This is a genomic window from Acinetobacter sp. GFQ9D191M (genome assembly GCF_011174875.1).
GTDB lineage: Bacteria > Pseudomonadota > Gammaproteobacteria > Pseudomonadales > Moraxellaceae > Acinetobacter.
Map to the genome: position 1 here is coordinate 1 of NZ_JAALGV010000014.1, position 22,562 is coordinate 22,562.

At 40.8% G+C, this 22,562-nt stretch carries 17 protein-coding genes, 3 pseudogenes and 1 other annotated feature; of the genes and pseudogenes, 9 read left to right on the top strand and 11 right to left on the bottom strand.

What is annotated here, in order from left to right; translation table 11 throughout:
* Window positions 1–358: 358 nt before the first annotated feature.
* Window positions 359–1,531 (bottom strand): replication initiation protein, encoded by a 1,173-nt coding sequence (locus G5T77_RS02085; protein ID WP_166134656.1) that lies wholly within the window; start codon window positions 1,529–1,531, stop codon window positions 359–361.
* A gap of 857 nt (window positions 1,532–2,388) precedes the next feature.
* Here G5T77_RS02085 and G5T77_RS02090 point away from each other — a divergent pair.
* The 5 genes from G5T77_RS02090 (at window position 2,389) to acnA (ending at window position 8,548) form a co-directional block, all read left to right on the top strand.
* A complete protein-coding gene (locus G5T77_RS02090) occupies window positions 2,389–3,162 on the top strand; it encodes a ParA family protein (protein WP_166134659.1) in 774 nt (257 codons plus the stop codon).
* A 12-nt stretch (window positions 3,163–3,174) separates the two neighbouring features.
* Window positions 3,175–4,086 (top strand): ParB/RepB/Spo0J family partition protein, encoded by a 912-nt coding sequence (locus tag G5T77_RS02095; RefSeq protein WP_166134662.1) that lies wholly within the window; start codon window positions 3,175–3,177, stop codon window positions 4,084–4,086.
* Window positions 4,087–4,304: 218 nt separating this feature from the next.
* Window positions 4,305–5,222 (top strand): DnaJ C-terminal domain-containing protein, encoded by a 918-nt coding sequence (locus G5T77_RS02100; protein WP_166134665.1) that lies wholly within the window; start codon window positions 4,305–4,307, stop codon window positions 5,220–5,222.
* An 11-nt stretch (window positions 5,223–5,233) separates the two neighbouring features.
* Window positions 5,234–5,542, top strand: coding sequence for a chaperone modulator CbpM (locus tag G5T77_RS02105; RefSeq protein WP_166134667.1), 309 nt, complete (start codon window positions 5,234–5,236; stop codon window positions 5,540–5,542).
* A 249-nt stretch (window positions 5,543–5,791) separates the two neighbouring features.
* The gene (gene acnA, locus G5T77_RS02110) at window positions 5,792–8,548 is read left to right on the top strand and encodes an aconitate hydratase AcnA (RefSeq protein WP_166134670.1); all 2,757 of its coding nucleotides are present in this window, start codon (window positions 5,792–5,794) and stop codon (window positions 8,546–8,548) included.
* Window positions 8,549–8,937: 389 nt separating this feature from the next.
* Here the strand turns inward: acnA and G5T77_RS02115 are convergent, their stop codons facing one another.
* Window positions 8,938–10,449, bottom strand: coding sequence for an aldehyde dehydrogenase family protein (locus tag G5T77_RS02115; protein ID WP_166134673.1), 1,512 nt, complete (start codon window positions 10,447–10,449; stop codon window positions 8,938–8,940).
* 201 nt (window positions 10,450–10,650) lie between these two features.
* Between G5T77_RS02115 and G5T77_RS02120 the strand changes: the two genes are divergently transcribed.
* Both G5T77_RS02120 and G5T77_RS02125 read left to right on the top strand, forming a co-directional pair.
* Window positions 10,651–11,832, top strand: coding sequence for a transcriptional regulator (locus tag G5T77_RS02120; protein WP_166134676.1), 1,182 nt, complete (start codon window positions 10,651–10,653; stop codon window positions 11,830–11,832).
* 236 nt (window positions 11,833–12,068) lie between these two features.
* A complete protein-coding gene (locus G5T77_RS02125; protein WP_166134679.1) occupies window positions 12,069–13,130 on the top strand; it encodes an RNA-guided endonuclease TnpB family protein in 1,062 nt (353 codons plus the stop codon).
* Between the two features lie 144 nt (window positions 13,131–13,274).
* On the opposite strand, the gene G5T77_RS02130 is transcribed toward G5T77_RS02125, so the two are convergent.
* From G5T77_RS02130 to G5T77_RS02145, 4 genes and pseudogenes are all read right to left on the bottom strand, one after another.
* Window positions 13,275–14,447, bottom strand: coding sequence for an iron-containing alcohol dehydrogenase (locus tag G5T77_RS02130; protein WP_159123511.1), 1,173 nt, complete (start codon window positions 14,445–14,447; stop codon window positions 13,275–13,277).
* Between the two features lie 255 nt (window positions 14,448–14,702).
* Window positions 14,703–14,975 carry a hypothetical protein gene (locus G5T77_RS17415; protein ID WP_166134682.1) on the bottom strand — a complete coding sequence of 91 codons (273 nt, stop codon included), beginning with the start codon at window positions 14,973–14,975 and terminating at the stop codon, window positions 14,703–14,705.
* Window positions 14,972–15,328 (bottom strand): annotated as a pseudogene (locus G5T77_RS17420) (PepSY domain-containing protein); the annotation flags it as partial. The pseudogene G5T77_RS17420 and the gene G5T77_RS17415, both read right to left, overlap by 4 nt.
* 27 nt (window positions 15,329–15,355) lie before the next feature.
* A pseudogene (locus tag G5T77_RS02145) lies at window positions 15,356–16,433 on the bottom strand (IS3 family transposase).
* Window positions 16,042–16,158, bottom strand: a sequence feature (AL1L pseudoknot). It overlaps the preceding pseudogene by 117 nt.
* 159 nt (window positions 16,434–16,592) lie before the next feature.
* On the opposite strand from G5T77_RS02145, the gene G5T77_RS02150 reads away from it, so the two are divergent.
* Entirely contained in the window at window positions 16,593–17,027 is a 435-nt protein-coding gene (locus G5T77_RS02150) for an Imm44 family immunity protein (protein WP_166134684.1), read from the top strand.
* A gap of 225 nt (window positions 17,028–17,252) precedes the next feature.
* The gene (locus tag G5T77_RS02155) at window positions 17,253–18,215 is read left to right on the top strand and encodes an IS30 family transposase (protein ID WP_166134686.1); all 963 of its coding nucleotides are present in this window, start codon (window positions 17,253–17,255) and stop codon (window positions 18,213–18,215) included.
* 64 nt (window positions 18,216–18,279) lie between these two features.
* Here G5T77_RS02155 and G5T77_RS02160 read toward each other — a convergent pair whose 3' ends face one another.
* The 5 genes and pseudogenes from G5T77_RS02160 to G5T77_RS02180 all read right to left on the bottom strand — a co-directional run.
* Entirely contained in the window at window positions 18,280–20,472 is a 2,193-nt protein-coding gene (locus G5T77_RS02160) for a PhoX family phosphatase (protein WP_166134689.1), read from the bottom strand.
* 204 nt (window positions 20,473–20,676) lie between these two features.
* Window positions 20,677–21,435: a twin-arginine translocase subunit TatC gene (gene tatC / locus G5T77_RS02165; RefSeq protein ID WP_004812200.1), complete on the bottom strand. Its 759-nt coding sequence runs from the start codon at window positions 21,433–21,435 to the stop codon at window positions 20,677–20,679.
* Window positions 21,432–21,854 (bottom strand): Sec-independent protein translocase protein TatB, encoded by a 423-nt coding sequence (gene tatB / locus G5T77_RS02170; RefSeq protein WP_166134692.1) that lies wholly within the window; start codon window positions 21,852–21,854, stop codon window positions 21,432–21,434. The genes tatC and tatB overlap by 4 nt, the downstream gene beginning before the upstream one ends.
* Window positions 21,855–21,863: 9 nt before the next feature.
* On the bottom strand, window positions 21,864–22,085 hold the full coding sequence (gene tatA, locus G5T77_RS02175; RefSeq protein WP_166236176.1) for a Sec-independent protein translocase subunit TatA: 222 nt from the start codon (window positions 22,083–22,085) through the stop codon (window positions 21,864–21,866).
* A gap of 362 nt (window positions 22,086–22,447) precedes the next feature.
* Window positions 22,448–22,562: pseudogene (locus tag G5T77_RS02180) on the bottom strand (IS5/IS1182 family transposase); the annotation flags it as partial.

Sequence of the window (22,562 nt, forward strand, 5' to 3'; positions counted from 1 at the left end):
AAAAAGTCTCCGACAAACCCGATACGGTTCAGAAGTACGTTTCTTCCATTTTGCGACGGTCTTTTGATTGATGCTGTAACGCTTGGCTAGCGTTCTTAAGCTCTCTTGACTATTTTGTATTGCTCGACGCACTGTCTGTGTCGTTGTGGCGCTGCTGTGTAGAACTTGTCCCATAGTGCTTCCTTCCATTTATCTGAGAATATTGCACCATTAAAATCTGGGACTAAACACCTAACTTAGGAAGGATCTATCTCTAAAGCCTATATGCAATAGAGCCATTTTTCTTCTATAGTCCTTACCACTTGTATTTTTTAAGAACATATATCTCCAAAAGTGTAGCAAGTTGCTACACTTTTTTCTAAATAAGGTCTTTACCAAAAATATCATTCAGTCTTTCACGAATACTTTGAACGAATTCCGGATTATTTTTAAGTTTATGCTTCATGTTTCGTTTAAAGTCATTCAGCCCTATACCAATTTCAGCAAAATCCATTTGGAATAAAGTGTCATTAATGACAATATTTGCTTGAGAGTCAGTGAGACACCCTACTTTTTTAAACCACTTCTTGAACTGCTGATAATTTTCATCATTATTAAAAATATACCAGGAACGTACATTCATATCGAATTTAGCACCTAACTCTTTTACGAATGCATTGTCTTCAAATGGAACATCAAGATAGATTTTTTCAATTACTGCTATTTCATCCGGTGCTTTATCAGCAATCCGATGATGCAGTTTAAAATTCACACCCACAATTGGACGGCCTTTCTTAACAGTTTCATACTCTAATTGTAGATCTGTATTTTCGTTAATTTCTGCCACTATTTTGTCTAATACATAGCGCCTGAAATCTACCCAACGATCATATTTTGTTTCATTAATATCAATCAGTGCTTTCAAATTTTCTAAAAGTAATGGAACTTCATAACTCTTCTGGTTGGCATACTTGAATTCGTTTTTAATGAAATACGTATAAAGACTCATACTGGCAACAGAATCAAGGGCGAAAAGATGTTTTAGCTGATAGGTAGTAAAATTTCCCCCAGCTAGTTGAGTAAAATACGGTAATACTTCACTGGTAAAACGGATCTGAATTGCATTTTTAGAGTCATCTTCCCATCTTAATTCACGGATGATGGGAACAACAGAATGCACTTTTTTCGTTTTTCTCTTCTTATCATCAGCAGGCTCCTCAATAATAAAATGAGCTACCCGAGATGAAAGTTCTTTATAGATCCGGTCTATTGCAACATTAATTGAATTGCGTTTATTCAATCCTAGTAAATCTGCTAGATCATCCTTATACAAATAAATATAGGTTTGTTCGGTGATTTCACCATTTATCCTATTTTTCTCACTATAATTCGCAACTGCCATTGCATATAGAAGCGCCTTATATTCATTGGCTGATAACTCGATTGGGCGAATTAAACGGTTACTGGTACTGACAACACCATTATGGCGAATGTTGCCTATACAGTAAGGAATATAATTCGATTCTTCTTGCAATGGTTCAGATTCTGTCATAACCGTGATATTTATAATTTGACTTAGTTTTTATATACAAAAGTGGAAAAACTTTCAAGACTTTCACCACGAGATTCTAAAAGTGGAAGGTTTGTCATCAGAAAAAAGCCTTTTAGCCGTTTTTTTGTTTTTAAAGTGGAATTAAATATAATATTTCCACTCTATAGTGACAGATCTTCCACCTTTAGCCGCAAGATTACAGTCCAGAATGCCTATTTTTACTTTTTTTCATCCAGATTCAGGTAGGTTAAGTCAGATAGAAACCCTGATGTGACAAGGCTTCCACCTTTCAGTTAGATTTCAAAGGTATAACTGCACATATAATCATCAGGAAATATCCAATAAAAACAGATTATCCACAGGTCAAGAATATACAGTGACAACCTCTCCACCTTTAAAGCTTAGTTATGAGACTTTATTAACATCTTAAATATTTGTTTTATAAATTATTTTTAAATAAAAATAGCATTTTAAAAAATAGCAGTGACAAACCTTCCACCATAGTGACAAACCTTCCACTTTACGGTGACAAACCTTCCACTTTACGGTGACAAACCTTCCACTTTACGGTGACAAACCTTCCACCTTACAGTGACAAACCTTCCACTTTACGGTGACAAACCTTCCACTTTTAAAACCACAAGCATTTGTTTTATATACCAAAAATATGCTCCTAATTATTAATTAGCTAAATAACTAATTATTCTAATTATTAATTGAGCTAGCTTAGTTAAAGATTTATTTTTTAAGCTGTTTTACATCTGAACAAACAGGATTTATAAATTTAAAAACTATAGTAAGATGAACGAAAGTTATTTATATTACTAGACATTCAAATACGGAAGCATCTGACACGCATGTCTGCAAAAATTATTACTGTTGCTAACCATAAAGGCGGATGTGGCAAAACAACGACTGTTGTACACCTAGCCTCAGAACTTGCCAACTTGGGCAATAAAGTTCTAGTGATTGATTTAGATCCTCAGGCAAACGCAAGTTTACATATTGGGATTCAGCATCCAAGTGAAATTTCTGTCACCACAGCAGAATTATTGGTCGGTGATATTTCATTATTAGCTGATGCATTACAAGAAGAAACGAACTTCGAAAAAGTATCATTAATTTACGGATCATTAAATTTAGGAAAAACAGAAGACCAGCTGAAAGAAGAAGCACCACGTCCTTCTGAAGAACTTAATATCAAGCTAGAACTCTTAAAAGACCTTTATGACTTCATACTGATTGACTGCCCACCAAGCTTGAAACTTTTAACCAGTAATGCACTGGCATCTTCAACCCATGTCATTATCCCGATCGAATCTGGATCACAATATGGCTTGTACGGGGTTACAGATCTTTTAAATCATCTGGAAAAGATCAAGCGTATTAATCCAGACTTGGCGCTCTTAGGCGCCTTGCTGATTAAGCATGATGAGCGCCAAAATGTATGTAAACTGATTCGGGATGAGGCATTAAAACAGGTTGGTAAAATTTTAGAAACTACGATCCCTCAAAGTACTAAGGTCAATCAGGCAGCAATTTTGCAGCAACCCTTACTCAAAGTAGAAAAAAATTCAAAAGTACGTAAGGCTTTTGAAAGCCTAGCCACTGAAATTGTAGCTAAAGTATAAATTGAGGTCGTTATGGCAAGCACCAAAGAGCTTTTAGCTCAGAAATTGAAACTGAATACTGAGAAACACCAACAGGCACAAAAAGATAATATTAAAGAGCTAAAGGAGTTTAGGCGTAATGTTCCAATTGAGGACATTAGCCGAAGTCCAAACCAGCCGCGCAAAATATTCGAGGAATCGGAATTAAAAGAACTGGCTGATTCTATTGAAGAAGTCGGTCTTTTGCAGCCGATTACTGTCCGTAAACTGGATAACTTGAAATATGAGCTCATTGCAGGCGAGCGACGCTTGCGTGCACATCAGTTACTGGGTAAATCGGTGATTGAAGCGATCATTGTGGATGCCAATAATGAAGAAGCTTCATTATTAACTTTGGCGGAAAATCTAAAACGCCAAGATCTGACAGATTATGAAGTTTTTGTTGGCCTGAGCGCATTGGATGAAAAATTAAAGAAAAACAAGCAGCGTTTGGCCAATTCTCTGGGATTGAACCGCGAAGATATGTACAAATATCTGGCCTATGAAAAGTTGCCACAAGTTATTTTAAATGATCTTGAGCTCAATCCTGGCTTACTGGGTCGTACTGCGGCAACAGCATTTAAAAAATTTTTGTCGGATCATATACAGGAACTATCTGCGGCGGAAGCTGCCTTGCTTCAAGGCTGGGAGAAAGTAAAAGACAAAAAGCTTGAGCAGACCAAAGTGACAGCTTATGCGGAAAAATTATTAAGTCAGGACCCGGAAAAACTGACGACCACCTCAGTCGTAAGAAAAATCGAATACGATGGTAAGATTGCAGGAAATATCAAACTTAACCAGAAGCAGCTTAAGGTCTCGCTCAATATTTCCCATATTGATGAAACAAGTCTGTCCCAGCTAGAAAGCCTGTTAAAAGAGCTGATCCAGAAAAGTGAAAAAGTGTAGCAAGTTGCTACACTTTTTAGTTGAGCCAGGAAAAGGAGGTGAATGCGTAATTCTGAATTAGTAGTTTTCTTCACAAAAACCAAGGTTATGCTATGATTTTTAAATAATTATTATTTTCGTAAAAGAAATAATTTATAACAACAAAAATCTTTAAAAGGTTTTTTTATCTATAAAAAAAATGAATAATGAATAAAATATAAACCACCAATAGGGCAGAGATGACCAAGAATTATTATGAAATATTAGGTGTATCTCGAGATGCAACTGTTGAGCAAATTAAAAAAGCTTATCGTAAACTTGCCAGAAAATATCATCCTGATATTAGTAAAGAAGCTGATGCAGAAGAGCGTATGCAAGAGTTAAACATTGCCTACGATGTGTTAAGTAATGATGAAAAAAAAGCAGAATATGATTTTGAATTAGACCATCCACAGAATAGCCAGGGTAGGGATGCTCATCAATATTATTCAAATATGGGCGGACAGGATTTTTCAGGGTTTGAAGACTTGTTTGGTCGCTTTGGTGGTGGTTTTGGTGGTTTCAATGAACAGCGTTATCAGGGGCGAGCATCCTATAGAGGTGATGATCAACACGCGACTCTAGAAGTAGATTTGGATGTTGCATTCCATGGCGCAACGCAAAATGTCACTTTACAGATTCCAACTATCAATGCGTACGGGCAAGCAGAAGTACAGCGTAAAGTCTTAAAAATTAAAATTCCAGAAGGCATGAAAGCAGGGCAAAAAATTCGTTTAACCGGCCAGGGACAACCGGGTATTCATGGGGGTGAGAATGGCGATCTGTATATTGAAATTCAATATAAAGCTACAGATTCAACTTATGTTGAAAACTCGGATGTCTATCATCATCTGAAGATTAGTCCATGGGAAGCAGCACTTGGACAATCGATTACGGCAAGCTTACCCAATGGTAAACAACTCAATATTCAAATTCCAAAAAATGCCAAAACAGGTCAACAATTACGTTTAAAAAATCAGGGGATTCCTGCTAAAGATGCAGGGCATTTATTTCTCATCCTCGATATTGTGCAACCAACTGCGCAAACCGAACAAGAACAACAAGCTTATGAAGCATTTGCAGCAGCATTTCCAAACTTTAAGCCGAGATCATCATAAGGAGTAAAATTATGACGACAGTTAAATATTATGAGGTGGTCTTAGAAGATATCCAACAGGTAGAAGTTATAGATGAGCAACAATATTATGATTTAAATAGTTTTGCTCAACTTTGTGGTCAAAGTCCTGAATGGATTCTGCAACTGATTGAATACGATATTTTGCCGAATCGTGTAAATGCATCAGATTTATATTTTTTAGTGGATGATGTGGCACGTGCACAAAAAGCGTATCGTTTACAGCGTGATTTTGATGCAAGTTTTACTGCTGTAGCTATGATGTTGGATTTAATCGAAGAATTAGAGAAACTTCGACGTTGATGACACTGAACAAAGTAATACGCTGGTCAATTTAGCTTATGTCCTTAGGGGATGGGCAGAAACGTTGTTGATGCCAGATTTGAACTGTCGGCAATTCTCTGGAAAAATGCCCTGGCAGCCCTGCATTTAACTGGCTAGCGCAATCCTATAATAAATAATAACAAACCCACCGCTCAGTTAGCATACAGTAAGTAAAGAAGTAGTTGACTGTGATCATAAAAATAACAGCTCAAGCCGGAGGGAAGCTAGATGGCCAAGTATAGTGATATCAATAGTTTTAATACCTTAGAAACATTAACCGTCGGTTCAAAACACTATCAGATTTTCAACCTGTCCAAATTGCAAGTGCAATTAGGTGACCTGTCCCGGCTTCCCAAGTCCTTAAAAGTCTTGCTGGAAAATTTACTACGTTTCGAAGATCAACTCACGGTGAAAACCGAGCATATTTATGCCTTGGCAGGCTGGTTAAATAAACGAACTTCAGAACAGGAAATCCAGTATCGTCCGGCACGGGTACTGATGCAGGATTTTACCGGTGTTCCCGCAGTGGTTGATCTTGCTGCGATGCGTACAGCGGTGGCCAAAGCCGGCGGTGATCCGGAAAAAATTAATCCGCTGTCACCCGTGGATTTGATTATTGATCACTCGGTGATGGTCGATTACTTTGCCAGCCCGCAAGCTTTTGAGCAGAATGTCGCCATTGAGATGCAACGCAACGGTGAGCGCTACCAGTTTCTGCGCTGGGGGCAGGCGGCGCTCAATCAGTTTCGCGTGGTGCCGCCAGGAACCGGGATTTGCCATCAGGTCAATCTGGAATATCTGGCACAAGTGGTATGGAGCAATGAGATTGATGGGCAGCGCTTTGCCTATCCTGATACCTTGGTCGGTACTGATTCACATACCACCATGATCAATGGCTTAGGCGTGTTAGGTTGGGGCGTAGGCGGTATTGAGGCGGAAGCGGCCATGTTGGGTCAACCGATCTCCATGCTGATTCCAGAAGTAATCGGCTTTAAGCTTACCGGTAAACTCAAAGAAGGGATTACAGCAACTGATCTGGTGCTGACCATTACCCAGATGCTGCGCCAAAAAGGCGTAGTTGGAAAATTTGTCGAATTTTATGGCGATGGCCTAGCAGATTTACCCCTGGCGGACCGTGCCACGATTGCGAATATGGCACCCGAATATGGCGCTACCTGTGGCTTTTTCCCTGTTGATGAGGTGACGTTTTCCTATTTACGTTTAACCGGACGTCAGCCGGAAAGAATTGCCTTGGTAGAGGCCTATAGCAAGTTGCAAGGATTATGGCGCAATCCGGGAGATGAGCCCGTCTTTACCGACATGCTGGCTTTAGATATGTCGACGGTAGAAGCCAGTCTGGCAGGTCCGAAGCGCCCGCAGGATCGTGTACTCTTGTCACAAGTGCCACAAACCTTTCATGCCTTCATGGATCTGACCTTAAAACCGGTCAAGGAAGAAAAAGATCGTCTGGAAAATGAAGGAGGGGGAGGTACGGCGGTTGAAGCTAAACAGGCCAACCTGCCCCATGAAAATGTTTTTTGTATGATTGAGGGTAAAAAATATCCGTTGCAGCATGGTGATGTGGTGATTTCAGCCATTACCTCTTGTACTAATACCTCGAATCCCAGTGTCATGTTGGCAGCAGGGCTATTGGCCAAAAAAGCAATCGAAAAAGGTTTGCGGCGAAAACCCTGGGTGAAAAGTTCACTGGCTCCAGGTTCCAAAGTGGTCAGTGATTATCTTGACGCTGCAGGGTTGATGCCTTATTTGAATCAACTGGGTTATAACCTGGTGGGTTATGGTTGTACCACCTGTATTGGTAATTCGGGGCCTTTACCTGAAGTGATTGAAGAAGCTGTGCAATGTTTTGATTTGAATGTAGCCTCAGTACTCTCCGGCAACCGTAATTTTGAAGGACGGGTGCATCCTCTGGTGAAAACCAATTGGCTCGCCTCACCACCTTTGGTGGTTGCCTATGGTCTGGTCGGGAATATTCGAACTGATCTCACGACTGAGCCGATAGGTGAGGGTTTTGATGGCCAAGCGGTTTATTTAAAAGATATCTGGCCGACACAGGGAGAAATCGATGCCGCACTGCAGAATGTGAATACCGAGATGTTCCATAAAGAATATGCAGAAGTTTTTGAAGGAGATGCCAAGTGGAAAGCAATCCAGATTCCCCAAAGTCAAACTTATGCTTGGGATGAACAATCCACCTATATCCGGCATCCTCCCTTTTTTGCAGAAATTGATCAGCCGGTGCGACCAATTCAGCCGATCAGCCAGGCAAGGATTTTGGCGGTACTAGGTGATTCCGTCACGACGGACCATATTTCCCCGGCGGGCAATATCAAACAAGATAGTCCGGCCGGAAGATATTTGCAGCAACAGGGGGTTGATGTAAAAGACTTTAACTCTTATGGCTCCCGTCGTGGTAATCATGAAGTGATGATGCGAGGTACCTTTGCTAATATCCGTATCAAAAACGAAATGCTGGGTGGCGAGGAGGGTGGCAATACCCTGCATATTCCAAGTGCAGAAAAACTCTCGATTTATGATGTGGCAATGCGCTATCAGGCAGAACAAACCCCACTTCTGATTATTGCCGGGAAAGAATATGGCACCGGTTCCTCACGTGACTGGGCGGCCAAAGGTACCAACCTGTTAGGGATAAAAGCAGTGATTGCTGAAAGTTTTGAGCGGATTCACCGTTCCAATCTGGTCGGTATGGGAGTGTTACCATTACAGTTTGTGGAGGGTCAGAACCGGCAGATCTTGAACCTCAGCGGGCATGAAACCCTATCAATTCTAGGCTTGTCGGATGATATTCATCCGCATCAAATGTTGGATGTAGAAGTGCAACATACCGATGGTACATATAGCCATTTTCAGGTGTTGTGTCGTATTGATACCTTGAATGAGGTGCAATACTTTAAGGCTGGTGGGATCTTGCACTATGTCTTGCGCAATTTGCTCGCTTCCTGAATTGAATGATGAAAAGACCCGACACCTGCCGGGTTTTTTTGTGTCTGTAAGAAGGCTACGGAGAAAATCAGTAAAATAGCGACAAATACATGAATAATTGCGTCGTTAATTCTCTCATAAATAACTGAGGTTAAAAGTGGAAGTTTTTACTTGCCATTCCATTAAACCTGCCCGTATTGCTTTGTCAGCATTATTCCAGGCTTGACCTTAATGTGTTTTAAAAATAGCCTAAGCAAAATAAAAGCTTAATAATTTAATTTTCTAATAATGGTATGGTCTTAGCAATCGCAACTTGACATCCTCTCCCCCTTAAAAGATGTTGCTGATATTTTGTGAGAGCTAGCTAGCATACATTCAAAGCGAACCGAAGTTCGCTTTTATTTCACTTCTTAAAAGAACCCGGCTGGTTTGGTCGAATAGCTGACTAGCAAGTTTTTAGTCTGCTGATAATGATCCAGCATCATTCTATGATTCTCACGCCCAATCCCTGATTTTTTATAACCACCGAAAGCCGCATGGGCAGGGTAGATGTGATAACAGTTAGTCCAGACCCGACCTGCTTGAATAGCACGGCCTGCACGGTAAGAGGTATGCGCTGAGCGTGACCAGACACCGGCACCAAGTCCATAAATCGTATCATTGGCGATCTTGATCGCATCATCGAAGTCTTTGAAGGTGGTCACAGCCAGTACAGGCCCGAAGATTTCTTCCTGGAAGGTCTTCATGTCATTGGTGCCTTTAAAGATGGTCGGTTCAATATAGAAACCTTGACCGACTTCCTGACGTGCTTCACCACCAGTCAGGATCTGTGCACCTTCTTCACGGCCAGTGGCAATACAGCCCAGAATCTTGTCCTGCTGTTCCTGAGAAGCTTGCGCGCCAATCATAGTATCAGTATCCAGTGGATGACCGGTTTTAATGCGTTGTACCCGTTCTACTGCACGCGCTAAAAACTCATCGGCAATACTTTCCTGTACCAAGGCCCGGGAAGGGCAGGTACAGATTTCACCCTGGTTCAGGGCAAACATGGCAAAGCCTTCCAGAGCTTTGTCCAGATAATCGTCTTCCTGATCCATAATGTCGGCAAAGAACAAGTTTGGTGATTTACCGCCAAGTTCCAGAGTCACTGGAATAATATTTTCAGTCGCATATTGCATGATCATCTGACCCACGGCGGTTGAACCGGTAAAGGCAATCTTGGCAATGCGTGGATTGGTCGCCAGTGGACGGCCGACTTCGACCCCATAGCCATTGACGATATTCAATACGCCCGGCGGCAAAATGTCCTGAATCAGTTCAGCTAGCACCAGAATACTGACCGGAGTCTGTTCTGCAGGTTTCAGCACAATACAGTTGCCTGCAGCCAAGGCTGGCGCGAGTTTCCAGGCGGCCATCAGAATCGGGAAGTTCCAGGGAATGATTTGTCCGACTACACCAAGCGGTTCATGAAAATGGTAGGCGATAGTATCTTCATCAATTTCGGAAATGCCACCTTCCTGAGCCCGGATACAGCCGGCAAAATAACGGAAATGGTCAATGGCCAGTGGAATATCGGCAGCCAGCGTTTCACGGATCGGTTTTCCATTGTCCCAGGTTTCTGCTACAGCCAACATTTCCAGATTTTGTTCCAGACGGTCGGCAATTTTCAACAGAATATTGGAGCGGGTGGTCGGCGATGCTCTGTTCCATTGTTCTTTGGCTTTGTGCGCTGCATCCAGGGCCAATTCAATGTCTTCTACAGAAGAACGCGGAACCTTGGTAAAGACTTTGCCATCTACCGGAGAGATGTTGTCAAAGTATTCACCTTTGACCGGAGTGACCCATTCGCCACCAATGAAATTATCGTATTGTGCTTTAAAATGAACTTTTGAATCAGGTTGATTAGGATCGACGTAACGCATATGTATTTCCTTTGCTTATTTTCGTGTGACCAAACTGCTTCTACAGCTTTGGTATAAGGTACTTATGTACGCTATTTGATTAACATAACTGGTATAAGGTTGGAGAAAGGTTGGAGTGAAGCAGGTTTACACTCTTTTCGATCCATCTAAAAAATAACGATTACAGCGGATGTAAATCATGAATTGTTGTGAGAATAAGGAATGATGACAAAACAAGATTTGATGCAGAAAAGGCGCGATGCTGATCAGTTTCGGCAAAGCAGCAGTTTGTCTCCCTTGCATGCAGAGCAACTGGAACAAAGTATTGCCAGTTCTTGGCAACGTTCATCTTTGGCCGAAATCCCTAAGAGTCGTTTAGCAGCACCGCTGACAGATGTAAAAAAGACTGCCTCTTCTTCAACTTTAGCCCACGCACTTCGCCATTGTGCACAGGATTTAAAACATATTGCTGAACAGTCATCTATGGTGCTGGCGGTTGGAGATATCGGCAGTACCATCATTTGGGCAGCCTCTAGCCCACAAATGCAAAGTGCTGCAGAAAGTGTACACTTTATTGAAGGAGGGCAATGGCGTGAAGAGCTAGTCGGAACTAATGCACTGGCATTGTCCTTAAAAACTCAACAATCTAGCTGTGTCTTTTCCAGTGAACATTACATGTCCTCGATTCATGATTGGGTTTGTTACGCCGCTCCGATTATTGATCCCTATTCAAAACAGGTTTTAGGTGTCATTGACCTTTCTACCACTTGGCAAAAGCATAATAGTTTGGCACTGTTGGCTGCTGAGCGCTGTGCCACAATCATTCAGTCTGCCTTGCAGGAATGTCAAAAACAGCGCTTATTTATCCGGGCTTTTACAGTGCCACAAGTACTGTTTAATGGTAAAGTTTTAGTACTTACTCCTCGCCAGATTGAAATTCTGACTATTCTAGCCTTATGCCCGCAGGGTCTGAGTCTGGACACCTTGCATCAGGCCTTATATGGTGAACGTAAAGTCAGTATCGGTACTCTAAAAGCAGAAATGTCGCAGCTGCGCGATATATTGGGTGGCATGCTTGGCTCTAGACCTTATCGATTACTGGCGCATGTAGAGGCTGACTTTTTACTGACAGAGCAATCTCTGGATGCTGGATATATTGATTCCGCCTTGAAGTTGTGTACCGGTGTATTTCTGGCCAAAACAGAAAGTCCATTTTTATGTGCTTGGCGCGATTGTCTGGAATCACGTTTAAGTGATGCTATTTTCAAAGCAAATGAAACCGATGTGTTGCTGAAACATGTGGCACATTTCCCTGAAGCGATTGATGCGGTAGAACGCCTGATTGAGCTGATGCCCAAAACCCATCCTGTCCATCAAACCCTGTTAAAATATAAAAATCTTTAAAAGCCGGAGCATCGATCGGTAGAAGGCTAAAACAGCAAAATCCTGGAATATGGAGCATCATCTTTGCTTACTGCGGGTTAGCTTATCAATTTAGCCTGAATCCGATTTTAAAATTTTATCAAATGGAGTGTAAAGTGCTGTCCTTCAGGGCAGAGAGATAAGCGACACGACATGAAATGTCGTTGGATTTTTTTTTAAATCAACACCTTTAATTTAACATGAGCTAATATAAGCCCATGAAAACACTTAAATTACGTATAAGAGACAAACATTGCAAGATGCTAGACCAATTAGCATCTGAGGTAAACTTTGTCTGGAATTATGTCAATGATTTAGGGTTTAAACATTTAAAAAGAAAAGGTGAATTTCTATCAGCTTACGATGTAGCGAAATACACAAAAGGCGCATCTAAAGAATGCAACCTACATAGTCAAACCATTCAGGCTGTGACAGAAGAATTAGTAACAAGACGCAAGCAATTCAAAAAAGCAAAGCTAAAATGGCGTGTAAGTAACAAGAAATCAGCAAGGCGCTCTCTTGGTTGGATACCCTTTAAAAAGGTAGCCATCAAATCTGCTGATGGATCTGTTCAATACGGTAAGCACCAATTCAAGCTATGGGACAGCTACGGATTAAGCCAATACCGCATTAAAACAGGCTCATTTGTTGAGGATAGTCGTGGTCGCTGGTATGTCTGCCTGGTGGTGGATTCACCTAAGCAAGCCAAACCAACCGTAACGAAAGCGATTGGTATTGATCTTGGCTTAAAAGATATTGCGACCTGTTCTGATGGTACAGTCATTTCCAATCCCAAGTTCTATCGCAAGTACGAGCAGAAATTAGGAATTGCTCAACGAGCGAGAAATAAAAAGCGTGTTCGTGCATTACACGCCAAAATTGCAAACTGTCGTAAAGACCATTTGCACAAGGCCAGTACCCAACTTGTGAGGGAAAATGCACTGATTGTTGTAGGTGACCTGAGTGCTAAAAAGCTTGTAAAAACTAAAATGGCAAAATCGGTTTTAGATACAGGGTTTTCAAAACTTAAAACAATGCTCAAGTATAAATGCGAGAACGCAGGGGTAATGTTTGAGGAAGTCAATGAAGCCTATACCACCCAGATCTGCTCGTGCTGCAAGCAAATATCAAGCAGTAGTCCGCAAGGTAGGGTTGATCTTGGAATAAGAGAATGGACATGCCAGAGTTGCGGTACAGTCTGGCAGCGGGATTTAAATTCCGCATTGAACATTCTTGCGCTTGGGCATAAGCGTCTAGCAGTAGGAATCTCCTTCTTTTAAGGGGGAGAGGATGTCAAGAAGGGGGAAGGATCAGCCAAGAGCAGAAAAATGGGTTCTTTCTCTTGGCATACTTCCTTAGAAAGCGAAACAGGGGCTGCTAAAAATGTAAGTCAGATGATTGGAGAGATGACTTACAGGAAGGCATTACATTGCCGCTTTAAAAATATCCACCACTTGAGCATGATTGGCCTTACGTGGATTGGTCAACATGCAGGCATCTTTTTGTGCATTTTCCGCCATGATGGCCAAGTCAGCTTCTTTTACATTCAATTCCGTCAGCCCAGATGGAATACCAATTGAAGCCGAAAGCTGACGAATGGCGCCAATCGCTTCATAAGCTGCTTCAGTTACGGTTAAGCCTTCTGTATTCACCCCCATCAATTGCGCAATTTTGGCATAACGTTCAGGACAAGCAATCAGGTTAAATTCACAAACATGCGGGAGCAGAATTGCATTACAAACACCATGCGGCAAGTTGTAGAAGCCTCCGAGCTGATGTGCCATCGCATGCACATATCCTAAAGAGGCGTTGTTAAAGGCCATTCCGGCAAGATATTGGGCATAGCTCATGGCATCCCGTGCTTCCAGATTATCCCCATTCGCCACTGCCGGGCTAAGCCATTCGCTGATCATGGTAATCGCCTTTTCTGCACAGGCATCAGTGATTGGATTTGCTGCTGTAGACACATAGGCTTCTACTGCATGCGTCAAGGCATCCATACCTGTTGCCGCAGTCAGCCCTGCAGGTTTGGCCAACATAAGTTTAGGGTCATCAATCGCAATGAGTGGTGTACAACGCCAATCTACAATCGCCATTTTCACATGGGTATCGGTATTGGTAATAATACAGAAACGTGTCATCTCCGAAGCTGTCCCTGCCGTAGTATTGATTGCAATCAGTGGTGTCATCGGGACGGTACTTTTATCAATCCCTTCATAATCACGGATATGTCCGCCACCTGCAGTGACTAGGCCAATGCCTTTGGCACAGTCATGTGATGAACCCCCACCTAACGATACAATAAAATCACAGGCATTTTCATTATAAGCTGTAACTCCATGATGCACGTTAATATCAGTTGGATTGGGTTCCGCGCCTGGGAAAATATAACTGTCAACACCCGCCTCTTTCAAATAATTTGCAATCTCATCTGCAACACCAAATTTAAACAGCCCCGCATCAGTTACAATCAGCGCTTTCTTGGCACCTAAATTTTGTGCTTTTATCCCGATTTCTTTAGCACAGCCGGGACCAAAAAGTGAAACACAGGGAATATAAAAACCGTTAGTTTGATCTGAAATATTTTTAAAAGCCATGGCTTGATTCCTTCTACCATTCATTGATTATTTTATCGGTGACCCTCACCGTAATATGAGTATTGGATGAAGTTAAAAAGAATCCTACCTACCAAATACCTACCAATTTAAATTTTTGATTCTAGCCAAAATAATGAATCTGAAATATTTAAAAATAGGTTGGCAAGGTTTAGCAGATACTGGGTAGATTGGTTCAATAGAAGGCATGTAAGTAGCGCACTAGGCTGTTTGCTACTTTCTGATTTTAAATAAATACTAAAATGCTTTATTCATTTTTAAGATAAAAATAAACAGTACAGGGCTTAGAAATACCCATAGAGCCACAAAGCTGATACTGTAGCTAAACCGGGTCCGTAATAGAACCATTGCGACGAATAAGAAAATACCTGCTGTGAATTTAGTGTACGTAGGAAAATTCGCTAAAAAAGCGTACCGAGATTTTCGGGTTTTTAGGATCTGCTTTGCACTTACCGCATAAAAACCAAAACAGCTCAGCCAAAGCAGACCGATCACTGCAATCCATATCATGTTGATGATTCCTGTTGCGTAATTTTTAGTTTGGCGTGAATTTTATTGACCGCCTTTTGCTGAATAGGGGTAATTTTCTGGTGTAACAATAGGGCGAGAAGTGCCAAGTTCCACAGCATCAGATCGATTCGCAGAAATGGCCAGTAAGTCGTAAAAGAATCAATATAATCATGGAAAATGAGATAATAAATATTGATCAGCGGCAGCATAAAAGCAGTACCAATCAGGATTTTAAGCTGAATTTTCCATAAATATTGCTGCGGTGTTAAACATGCCAGAATGAAACTGCCGAGCCAAATACTGAAAAAACTATAAATCTCATAATTTGGTGCACCTACAGGTGAACCGTACCGGGTTTGTCGGAGACTTTTTTATTTAAGTTAAGCCACCTGACCTAACAGGTTAATCTTATCATCGAACATTGTTTCAAACTCAAAAGGTGGCACATAACCTAGCGCACTAGGTACACGTTCTTTATTAAACCAATCCACCCAATTTAATGTCATAAGTTGTACATCTACTAAACCTTGCCAATCTGCATTTAAATATTCAATCACCTCTGTTTTGTATCAGCCATTCACCGTTTTAGCCAGTGCATCAAGCACCATATCTGTATTCTTACGTGTCGATACTTTCTAGCCAACAATTGCACATGAAAACACATCAATAATAAATGCGGTTTAGACCTAACCTGAATGAGTTTGAATATACGTGAAGTCCCCCACCTGAGAAGCATTGCTTCGCAAGGGTTTTGATGATCAGCCCTAAAATTACGTTTCACTAAATCATCTGCTCTTTTTTGATCATCTCGGCTACGGGTGGTTTGTTTATTCTTACCACGCCAAACACCTTGTATACCTAGCTTCTGCATCAATCGAGCAACTGTACAGCGTGCAATAATATAACCTTCACGTTTCAGTTTTTGCCAGACTTTACGAACGCCATACCGCCTCGAACTTTCTTTCCAAATTCGTTTAATTTGTTCAGCATGATGCACATCATGTAGATCTCGTTTCGCTCAATGTTCTGGATTTTCACAGAGATCTAAAGTCCGGTAATAGGTTGAAGGTGCGATAGGTAAAATTCTACAAATCGCCTCGACTCCGTACAGCTCTTTATTATGATGGATAAAATCCACCATTATTTGTGTGGGCGGTCGAGCTCCGCCTGGGCGAAAAAAGCAGCTGCTTTACGTAGAATTTCGTTAGCACGTTGCAGTTCTTTATTTTCACGTTCGAGTTGTTTAATCCGTTCTTGATCTGAAAGTTGCTGTACTTTAACTGGATTTTGTTGATCGAGATGTTTTAAATACCAAACACGTAGTGTTTCAGGAGTACAACCTATCTTGGGTGCAATTGCTGTGATTGCAGCCCAATTCGATGGATAATCTTTTTCGGATTCAATCACAAGATGAACCGCTCTATCTCTGATTTCAGGGGTATATTTTACTTTTTTCATCGGGGCATTCTCTCAGGAAAGTTGGTCTCCGACAAACCCGGTACGGTTCATTTAGCCATTAAAAAGCACCCTTCAAATTAGACTAAGAGTGTCCAACTTTCGGGGTGCAGATTAGGATGTCGGGGTTTTTTATTATTATAATATTAATGGGTTGTATTGATGAAAGTATGGTTAAGCGCTGAATTAAGTAAAGAAGTTTTAACTGAAGAGCAAATTCTACAGGAATGTAAAGCACGTAATGCAGTTGTTGATACCTTAAACCTGAGGCTAAATGATAAATTCTATAATATTCCCTTAAATAGTTGGGATTGTATAATCATTATAATGGGTGAAGATAGTTTTGAAGAACGTATCTATTATTCTATTAAACGCCAAAATATGGATTTTCGCTTAAGAATAGATCCTACGACCTTTAAGGCCACAGACGACTTAGGACGAAAGAAACTTATTTTTTCTACGCTTTTAAGGAGTATAAATTTATTAAAAATTAAGTTTGAAAAAGTTCGCCCAAAACTTAATTCAAAAGTTTTTGAAGAGCTAGAAAGACTTAAAGAGGATGTACTAAATATTGCAAAAGAAGAAAGTTGGATTTAGCATTTAATTTGAATAAAAATATAAATTTTTTGAGCACTCATTTAATATAAAAATACTTTTTAATATTTAAATATCTGTTTTGACTCATTAACTCTTAAAATGAAAAAACTCAAATATTTAGAAACGCGGATTCAAATACCAAGTGCGACACATTTGTATTTAGTTGAAAAAGTTAGGTGTATTAGAATCATTAGACTTTTTCAACTCGCAATTGGAAAGCACACAATGAAGCAATACACCCAACTTTCTCAAGAAGAAAGATACGAAATTTATGCTGCTTTGAAAAGTAAATCTTCAATCTCCACCCTTGCCAGAGAGCTTGGACGTTCCCGATCAACCATTTATCGTGAGATCAAAAGGAATACAGGACAACGTGGCTATCGGGCTAAACAGGCTGGGCATCTCTCCAGCCAACGACGATATCGATCCTCATCTCAGATGACAGATTTCGCTATAATCTACATCCGTTATCTGATTGCTCTGGATTGGTCACCTGAACAGGTTACGGGGGCTTTGAAACAACGTGGCTGGTTAGATGTCCCATCGCCTGAATGGGTCTATCAGTACATTTATCAGGATAAATCTAAGGGTGGAAAATTGCATCAGCATTTAAGACACCAGAAAACATATCGCAAGCGGGGTTATAAAAACACAGATCGTAGAGGTCAACTTGTTGATAGAACAAGTATTCATTGTCGTGATGAGGTCACTGAGAAACGTCAACGCCTAGGTGATTTTGAAGGTGATACTGTAATAGGCAAGAATCATAAGGGAGCATTATTAACCCTGGTTGAACGCAAGAGTCTGTATGTACATATTGTTCATTTGGGGCAAACGAGAACCACAGCTAAAACGATCTCGTGTGCTTTAGCATGTTTGCGTAATAGTCATGCCTATAGTGTGACCTTTGATAATGGCAAGGAATTCTCAGAGCATAGGCGGATAACGGACGCAGGCATAGAGACTTACTTTGCAGATCCGTACAAGTCTATTCAACGAGCCAGAAATGAAAATACGAATGGTCTGATCAGACAATATCTGCCAAAATCCTCATCGTTTGATCATGTTTCAAAAGAGCGGATAGAACAGATAGAGACTGCTCTAAATAATCGTCCTAGAAAGACACTGGGCTGGTATACACCCAGTGATATTATGGCTGGTTTTTATACTGTTGCACTTGCCGCTTGAATCCGCCAAATATTAAAAACAAAAATGCCGGCATTGAGCCAGCATTTTGAGAGAAGCTAAATATTTAGCCTGCAATAACACCACCATCCTTGCGAGTGATGACCACCGTTGCAGAGCGTGGTCGAGAAGTGGCAGATGAGTTAGTCTGTGAAGCTGGCCAATGACTGGTTGGTTTGTTGTAGGCCGGGGAATCTTCCCCAGGATGCTGTACATTAATGAAAATAGCTTTATAGTCCGGTGTCATGGTTACACCTGTAATCTCACAGTCTTTCGGACCTGTCAGGAAACGACGTAAAGTCTGATCTGTGACTTGAGCACCAACAATAGTTTCCTGCCCTGAAGAGGTGGTTGCTCGAGTACCATCTCCAACCTTACCAGGAAGTGCAGCCAGCATCATACAATTGGTCGTATCTGTATAAGCACCATCATCAGTTTGAATCCAGAGTACTCCGCGGGGATCAAACCACATACCATCTGGCGAAGACAGGTCATTATTATCATTTAAACCCGACAGGTTGATGTTCTGTGCCATTTTGGCTTCAGCACCAAACAGATAAATATCCCATTTGAACGTTATAGCTGTAGTCGTATCTGCATCTTCATGTAAACGGATAATATGACCATTCACATTACCTTTGCCACCTTCCGGATCGTTATAGTTACGTGGATTGGCAGCATCTAGCGCATGCGTGGTACCGCGGTTAGAGTTATTGGTCAGGGTAACATAGACTTCTCCATTCTCAGGATTGACCGCAACCCATTCCGGACGGTCCATTTTAGTCGCGCCTACGCTATCTGCTGCTAGACGAGCAAAGGTCACGACATCTGCCTGAGAACCAAAAGGATAGGTACTGTTCAACTCATTTAAACCGTTGCTACCATAACTCAGCTCAATCCATTGACCGCTCCCGTCTGCATTGAATTTGGCGGCATAAAGCTTGCCATGATCCATGTATTTATCTCCGGCTGCATAGCCCCTATTACGGTCTTTTTCGCTCCATTTGTAGTCAGAGACAAACTTATAAATATATTCTCCACGCGAGTCATCACCCATATAGAAAGCGAGATTATCGTCTTCACGCGCCCGACTGGCACGACAATCCTCATGGGCAAAGCGACCTAAAGCCGTTCGTTTAACCGGATTTTGCCGGCTATCAACAGGATCAATTTCTACAATCCAACCGAAAGTATTCGGACCATTCCGGTAATCCTGACTTGCATCATCGGCAGTAACATCTGCACTCCAGCGATCATAAAGATCCTGAGGTTCAATTGTACCTACTGCAGATTCCCAGCCATAACGCGAGCTTGCACCTGCTTTTAAGCCATAGCGTTCCAGAGCAAGCTTTTCTTGCGGCACACGATTAGCATCATCAGTTTTGCTACGAACAAAATAACCAATAAAGTTTTCTTCAGTGGTGAGATAGGTACCCCATGGGGTATAGCCGTTGCCACAGTTGTTATGCGTGCCACGGGTTAATTTTCCACCTGGTGAAAAACGTGTAGATAGAAGGGCAGACCCACTCGCAGGACCTGAAATGCTCATGACAGTTGAAGCAGTAATACGGCGGTTATAAATTGAATTTTTGACAATTTCTACTTTTTGATTGGAATTGTCTTTTTTGATATGAACGATTGAAACACCATGCGCATTGGTCTCACGAATGACTTCATCTTCAGGGCGACGACCATCGACTTTTGTTGGACCTTGAGGATGTAAAAAAGTTGGATTGATATATTCGTGGTTCATGACCAGCAGACCGTGCTCAGACACAGTCGGGTCATAGCGGCCAGTAGCGATGTTCAAGCCAAAAAAACTCATTCCATCATGGCAGTCACCGGAACGGAACTGAAAGCTTGGTCCGTTCGGGATATTGTTATCATCCCAATCTGGATAGGCAGGGTTAATTGAATCTCCAAGTGCATACAGGACATTGGCTTCATAACCGTCTGGCACAGTAACGATGTCATTTAAGTTTTTGGCCACTGGCGTGAAGTTGAGTTGCTCTGGTTTTGTATTGGGATCAATAGCAGGCGGGTTTGGTGCGGTCTCGGTTGGCGGTACAATAGAATCATTATCGTTGTCCCCACATCCAGTCAAAGAAGAGGCAAGAGCCAATGCTGCAGCCCCACTTGCAGTTTTGGCAATCAAGTCACGACGCGATATGGATTGTTCTAAAATATCCCGAAAATGATGATTATCTGATGTATTATTATCCAATTCCTGATTTTCATCATAAGGTAAGTAATCTGTCATTCTTTTATTCCCATAACTAAGGTCTGGTTGTTTTAAAGTCAGGAATAAATTAGCGGTTGAATATGACAGTCAGGTGAAGCTAATATTGCGGATTTATTAAATATAATATTGATTTATATATTAAAAATAAAAGCAGCTTAAGCTGCTCATAGAGTATTTTCTTCTTTTATGTTCTTTTTATTATTATTCAGTTATGTCCGGTCATCATTTTTCTATCCATTTTCCTGCCGCTAAGCCTAGTTCAAATAACAGCCACATTGGAACAGCTAACATAATCATTGATAGGGCATCGGGTGGTGTCACAAACATGGCAATAAAAAAACATCCCACCACAATAAATCGTCTTTTTTCCACCAAGGTCTGTGTGCTGACAACACCAATTATAATAAGCAGGAGCGTGATAATAGGGATTTCAAACGTAAATCCGAAAACTAAAAATAGTTTTAAACAAAAAGCCAGATAACTATTGATATCGGTCATCGGTGCAACAGTGTCAGGTGATACGCTGATAAAAAAATGAAGGATAGAAGGTAAAGCGATTAAATAGGCAAAAGCAATACCTGCATAAAACAGTACAATACTGCTGATTAATAGTGGTAAAGCTAACTTTTTTTCTTTTAGGTACAATGCTGGTCTAATGAAGGCCCAAAGTTGATACAAAATAAAAGGCATGGCGATAAGTAAAGCAATAAAGAAGTTCAACTTAAATGGAGCCATGAAAGTCGCAGTCACATCTGTTGCAATCATGCTAGAGCTTTCAGGTAACTGAGCGCGTAAAGGCTTTGATAAAAGCTGATAAGTTTGGCTTGCAAAAGGCAGTAAACATAAGAATAGTCCTAATAATACGCCCACAATTTTGAAAAGGTGCTTTCGCAGAATCACTAGATGCCTGGTAATTGGCATTTCTTCTAACGGGATTTGCCGGGTATCGTTGTTGGTTTGAGTCGAAGGCAAAATACTCATACGGCCACCTTTATATCAGCATAAATTTTTTCTTGTTTTGTCACTTTATTCAGCTGGATTGGCGGTAAATGAACAGGTGAAACTGATTCATTAATTAATTGGTAAGTCAGCTCATAGTTCAAAAGATGTTGTTCCGGATTTCTAATGATGGGCTGATGGATTACATTTATATTATCCATTTGTGCCTGCATTTTGATTTCTAATTCCTGAATACGTTTCAGCTCGCTTTGCATTTGTTCCCGTAGTTCCGATAGTCGCAATTCACGGTCAAGATCATTTTGTATATTGCTGGCGATCCTTTTGATTTTGGCTGACCATTTACCTATAAAACGTATCGCTTCAGGGAGTTTATCTGGTCCAAGAATGAGCAGGGCAATAGCCCCAAAGACCAACAGCTCAGTCATTCCAATATTGAGCATGGCAATACCTTAATTCTTGATTGAACTCTCACTGGCTTTAACTTCCGCATCAATCGTTCGAGGGTACTGAAGTTGAGCTGCCTCAGCTTCTTCTTCTTCACGGACAGATTTCTTAAAGTCCTTGATTGCACCCCCTACATCTTTTCCTAGATTTTTTAGTTTAGAAGTACCAAACAGTAAGATCACTACAATTGCAAAAATTAGTACATGCCAGATGGATAACCCTGCCATATTTTATCCTCATTTAATCTTTTTAAATTTATTGGCTTATATCAACACTAACAAATGACAGAGCTATGAAGATTTGATGTCAATTTAAAGACAAGAATGGAGAAGGGAAATTTACAATGAGGTACTAACAACCAGTACAAAGTTAGTACCGGATTGATTCTGTTAAAGTATTATTTTTAATTCATTCAATCAAATAGTTAGCCAGCTATATCTAGCTTAATAATTTAAGAAAACTTGCAATTAAAGCTCTCAGTCATTTATCTATATCAATGAATTTATTATCATTTGTTATGTGTTTAACTTATGTTCACCTAAAGTCTAGTTCATAATTTTTTTAATAAATAATTAGGGTCTGTTGACACTTACTGTTCATAATTAACCCTATAAAGGTAGCCATAAAAATATACAGGCTAAGGCAACAGAACTTTGATAATTTCTTTTGAGCTTGTCATATCGAGTAGCTATTCCTCTAAATTG